This window comes from Arthrobacter sp. 10T413_2, from assembly GCF_056394205.1.
In genome coordinates this window covers 1-4,937 of sequence record NZ_JBFTHK010000253.1, presented here as the reverse complement: position 1 = coordinate 4,937, position 4,937 = coordinate 1, and the positions used below count along the sequence as shown (strand labels likewise).

The following is a 4,937-nucleotide window of genomic DNA, read 5'->3' as shown; positions in this document are numbered from 1 at the left end:
CGCCGGACCCGTGCCTGTCAGCCCGGACACCACCCGGCCCAGCACGGGAAATAGCGGATAGAAGGCCCACGCGTTCTCCTGAACGGTGCCGGCCGCGTCTGTCGGCAGCAGCGCCGGATACCCGTTCTGCAGCGCTTCGGCGTACCAACGGGCGTCCCAGATATTGATGAAGTTCCAGTAGTCCGGCTTCGCGGGAAACCAGGGATTCACGCCCTGGTGCAGCGCGKCGGCCATAAAGATGCAGGCGCTGACCAGTCGGGCGGCGATGTACAGGCCGGCCACCTGGACCCACCACGGCYACCGCGACATCCGGGCGCCGGCGGCCGCGATGCTGCTCCACGCCGCCGCGTTCAGGCCCATTTGTCCCCCGGCGTCAAGCGCCGGGACTGTCTCCGGGTCCTCCACGTGACTCACGGACGCTGCTCTGTCGGCCGGCGGAGGCGTTCCAGTTCCTCCCCCAGCGCCTCGATCTTTTGGTCTTTGGCGGTGATCTGGTCCCGCAGATCGTCAAGGACCTGGTCCACCTGGTCCATCCGGTAGCCGMGGAGCMCGACGGCAAAACGGAGATGGTCGATATCCGCCGCGGCCGCACGGGCAGGCAACAGGACCGGTGGCAGGGACGCGACCGGCTCATCGAAGCCGTCCTCAAAGGGCACGTCAGCGCCGCCGGCCGTGTCCCGGCGGAAGATTTTCGGCGCCAGGCCGGTACCCAGTAGGACGGCGACGCCGATCAGCACGATCGCAAGGAAGACCAGAAAGAGACTCACTAGACCATCGTGCCAGAAGCCGGACGCCGGTGCGCTCGGCCCGGCGCTTCAGCCCCGCGTTCCGTTGMCGTTTCCAGCGCCGTTCCCGTTGGTGGAGCCTCCGTTCGGGTTCCGGTGACGGGCCGCGCCCTCCACGACGAGTTCCACGGCGAGCGCGGGGTCGTCCACCACCTGCACGAGGTCGAGGTCCTCCTCGGACACCATGCCCTCGGTGACGAGGGTGTCGCGGACCCAGTCGAGCATCGGGGTCCAGAACGCGGTTCCCACCAGGACGATCGGGAAGGACGTAACCTTGCGGGTCTGGACCAGGACCATGGCCTCGAAGAGCTCGTCCAGGGTGCCCAGGCCGCCGGGGAGCACAATGAAGCCCTGGGCGTACTTGACGAACATGGTCTTGCGGGCGAAGAAGTACCGGAAGTTGATGCCCAGATCCACCCACTGGTTCATGCCCTGTTCGAAGGGCAGCTCGATCCCGAGCCCCACCGAAACGCCATTGCCCTGAACGGCACCCTTGTTGGCKGCCTCCATCGACCCCGGGCCGCCGCCCGTGATCACGGCCAGTCCGGCCTMGGCCAGTTTGCGCCCGACCTCGACGCCGAGCTCGTAGTTCAGGGTTCCGGGCACCGTGCGGGCGGAGCCGAAGACGCTGACCGCCGGGCCAAGGTCGGCGAGGGCGCCGAACCCTTCCACGAACTCGCTCTGGATCCGCAGGACGCGCCAGGGATCGGTGTGAACGAACTGGCCCGGCCCCTTGGTGTCGAGCAGGGTCTGGTCCGACATCGTGACCCTGGCCGCCTTCCGGCGCAGCTCGAGCGGGCCTTTATGGCGGATCCCGTTCGGCGCCGGGGTGCTTCGGACCTCGCGGGCCGGCTTTCCGGCGKGGTTCTGTTCGGGGTTTTGCTTGGGGCCGTGCTGCGGATCGGTACTCATGCCCATAGGCTAGCGCGGAACACCGCGCCCGCCGCTTCGGCGCRTCGGCGCCACGCCCGGCGGCAGGGTGCGGCCGCCTGCGGCCCAGACCCGCAAAAGAGCGGGCGGAGAGCGGGCGGCGCCCGCGCCGGGGACCCTGGTGTGCAGGTATCTCTTGAATCACGATCTGCACCAAACGCAGTGATTGCCGTCATATCTTGTCAATGTTCGTTAGATTCTTTATATGACTACTCAAGTGCCCGGCGATGCGCTCGTCTCTCTGAAGGCCGTKAACAAGCATTACGGCCAGTTGCACGTCCTTAAGGACATCAACCTGAATGTCCGCAAAGGTGAGGTTGTTGTTGTCATCGGCCCCTCGGGTTCCGGCAAGTCAACGCTCTGCCGCGCCATCAACCGCCTCGAGACAATCGACGACGGCGACATCAGGATCGATGGCAAGGAACTGCCTGCGGAGGGCAAGGAACTGGCGAGGCTGCGCGCCGACGTCGGCATGGTCTTCCAGTCCTTCAACCTGTTCGCCCACAAGACCATCCTGGAAAACGTCACCCTCGGCCCCATCAAGGTCAAGGGCGTTTCCAAGGCCGAGGCCGACAAAGACGCCATGGCACTGCTGGAGCGGGTCGGCGTCGGGCATCAGGCCCCCAAACTTCCCGCTCAGCTCTCCGGCGGCCAGCAGCAGCGCGTTGCCATCKCCCGTGCCCTGGCGATGAAGCCGAAGGTGATGCTCTTCGATGAGCCCACCTCCGCCCTCGACCCGGAAATGATCAACGAGGTCTTGGACGTCATGGTCCAGCTCGCCAAGGAGGGCATGACCATGATCGTGGTCACCCACGAGATGGGCTTCGCCCGCAAGGCTGCCGACCGGGTCGTGTTCATGGCCGACKGCCAGATCGTCGAGGACGCAACCCCCGAGGAATTCTTCACCAACCCCAAGAGCAGCCGGGCCAAAGATTTCCTGTCCAAACTTCTGACGCACTGAGTTCATCACTCACGAGTTCGCACCCTGGCCGCCGGAAGGCGGCCGACCAATGAAAGGAATGTCATGAAGGCATTTTTGACCCGGAGGAAATCCCTTCTGGTTGCCGCATCCGCAGCACTGGCGCTCACCCTGGGCGCCTGTGGCGGCAGCTCCTCCACTACCACCAACCCGCCTGTAGCCGAGAAGCCGAGCTTTGCTGCCGATTCCACCATGGCCAAGCTTTCATCCGCGGGAAAGATCACCATCGGCACCAAGTTCGACCAGCCGCTGTTCGGCCAGAAGGGCCTCGACGGCAAGCCGGTCGGCTTCGACGTCGAAATCGGCAAGCTGGTTGCCGCCAAGCTGGGCATCCCCGCCGACAAGATCGAGTGGGTTGAAACGGTMTCCGCCAACCGCGAGGAGTTCCTCAAGCAGGGCAAGGTGGACATGATCGTCGCCACCTACACCATCAACGACAAGCGCAAGACCCAAGTTGACTTCGCCGGCCCGTACTACGAGGCCGGCCAGGCCCTCATGGTGAACAAGGACAACAACTCCATCACCAAGCCCGAGGACCTCAAGGGTAAGAACGTGTGCTCCGTGACCGGATCCACCCCGGCCGCCACAATCGTGGAAAAGTACGGAGCAGTCCTGGTTCCTGCCGCGACGTACTCCGCCTGCCTTGAGCCGCTGCGCAACCACCAGGTTGAAGCCGTCACCACGGACAACGTCATTCTGGCCGGGTTCGTATCCAAGGAACCGGATGCCTTCAAGCTGGCCTCCGATCAGACCTTCACCAAGGAGCCGTACGGCATCGGCCTGAAGAAGGACGACACGGCCTTCCGCATGTGGATCAACGACCAGCTGGAAGCCTTCGCCAAGGACGGGTCCTACAAGAAGGCCTGGGAAGACACCGCCGGCACCGTCATCAAGACCGCGCCCGAGCTTCCCACGATCGACCGCTACTAGCCGACTGTGGCGGCTGCCGGGCCCGCGGTTACCCCGCAGCCCGGCGGCCGCCACTGCCGTCTTTCGCTTGGAATCCCCTCAACGCAGCTGAAGGAACTTATGGACGTCATCATTGAAAACCTCCCCCAGTATTGGGACGGTTTTCTCAGAACCCTCTTCCTGTCCGTGGTCTCGGGGATCATTGCCCTGGTCGTCGGCACCGTGCTMGCGGCGGCCCGAGTCTMACCCGTCGCCGCGCTGCGCGGCTTCAGCATGGTGTACGTCGAGATCGTCCGGAACACCCCGCTGACCATTGCATTCTTTTTCGCCGCAGTGGTCCTGMCCCGCCTCGGCATCACGTTCCAACAGTTCGAGGTCGCCGCCATCATTGCCCTGAGCGCCTACACCTCGGCCTTCATTGCCGAGGCCGTGCGCTCCGGCGTCAACAGCGTCCCGGTKRGCCAGGCCGAAGCGGCCCGCAGCATCGGCATGAAGTTCAGCCAGGTGCTCACCCTCATCATCCTCCCCCAAGCCCTGCGCACCGTGATCCCGCCGCTGATCAACATCCTGATCGCTTTGGTCAAGAACTCCTCCGTTGCTGGCGCGTTCTATGTGCTGGAACTCTTCGGCTACGGCAAGCAGCTGGCCAACGCCAACGGCGACGCCGTCGTGTGGGTTCTGGTCGGCGTCGCATTCTTCTACCTGCTGATAACCGTCCCGCTTGGCTTCCTCGCCAACTTCGTCGAACGAAAGGTGGCAATCGCGCGATGAGCTCTGTTCTCTACGACGTCCCCGGCCCCAAAGCCCGCCGGATTTCGCTGATCGGCTCGATCATCGGCGTCATCGTGATCGGCGGCCTCCTCGTCCTGGCGGTCATGACGCTGGCCCAGCAGGGAATCTTCGACCYCAAACGCTGGGCGGTCTTCCAGATTCCCGATKTCTGGGTGCTGATCGGCAACGGCATCGGCGCGACGCTCGCCGCCGCGGCCGCGGCGGCCGTCATTGCCTTCCCGCTGGGCCTGTTGGTGTGCCTGCTGCGCATCTCGGACAACGCTTGGGTGCGGGTGCMCACCAGGGTGGTGCTGGAATTCCTGCGCGGCATGCCCGTGGTGCTCATGATGCTGTTCGTGCTGCTCGTCTTTGCCACGAGCTCGTTCGTCGCCGTCGTGGCCGGCCTGGTCCTGTACAACTCCGCAATTTTTGCCGAGATCATCCGCGCCGGCGTCCAGTCGCTGCCCAAGGGCCAGCGCGAGGCCGGCCTGGCGATCGGCCTGACCAGTTTCCAGTCCCGGCTGACCATTGAGCTGCCGCAGGCCATCCGCCGAATGCTGCCC

General features: G+C 64.8%; 6 protein-coding genes and 1 pseudogene. 4 read left to right on the top strand and 3 right to left on the bottom strand.

The window, feature by feature from the left end:
* The 3 genes and pseudogenes from AC1DBQ_RS21830 to AC1DBQ_RS21820 form a co-directional block, all read right to left on the bottom strand.
* A pseudogene (locus tag AC1DBQ_RS21830) lies at positions 1-360 on the bottom strand (hypothetical protein); the annotation flags it as partial.
* Positions 361-410: 50 nt separating this feature from the next.
* Complete coding sequence (locus AC1DBQ_RS21825; protein WP_476930506.1) at positions 411-767, bottom strand: DivIVA domain-containing protein; 357 nt, start codon at positions 765-767, stop codon at positions 411-413.
* A 48-nt stretch (positions 768-815) separates the two neighbouring features.
* Positions 816-1,703, bottom strand: a complete 888-nt coding sequence (locus AC1DBQ_RS21820) for an LOG family protein (protein ID WP_476930505.1) — start codon at positions 1,701-1,703, stop codon at positions 816-818.
* A gap of 217 nt (positions 1,704-1,920) precedes the next feature.
* On the opposite strand from AC1DBQ_RS21820, the gene AC1DBQ_RS21815 reads away from it, so the two are divergent.
* From AC1DBQ_RS21815 to AC1DBQ_RS21800, 4 genes are all read left to right on the top strand, one after another.
* Positions 1,921-2,676 (top strand): amino acid ABC transporter ATP-binding protein, encoded by a 756-nt coding sequence (locus tag AC1DBQ_RS21815; protein WP_476930504.1) that lies wholly within the window; start codon positions 1,921-1,923, stop codon positions 2,674-2,676.
* 63 nt (positions 2,677-2,739) lie between these two features.
* Positions 2,740-3,624 (top strand): glutamate ABC transporter substrate-binding protein, encoded by an 885-nt coding sequence (locus AC1DBQ_RS21810; protein WP_476930503.1) that lies wholly within the window; start codon positions 2,740-2,742, stop codon positions 3,622-3,624.
* 99 nt (positions 3,625-3,723) lie between these two features.
* On the top strand, positions 3,724-4,374 hold the full coding sequence (locus AC1DBQ_RS21805) for an amino acid ABC transporter permease (RefSeq protein ID WP_476930502.1): 651 nt from the start codon (positions 3,724-3,726) through the stop codon (positions 4,372-4,374).
* On the top strand, positions 4,371-4,937 hold a 567-nt coding region (locus AC1DBQ_RS21800), incomplete at its 3' end, for an ABC transporter permease subunit (protein ID WP_476930501.1). The genes AC1DBQ_RS21805 and AC1DBQ_RS21800, both read left to right, overlap by 4 nt.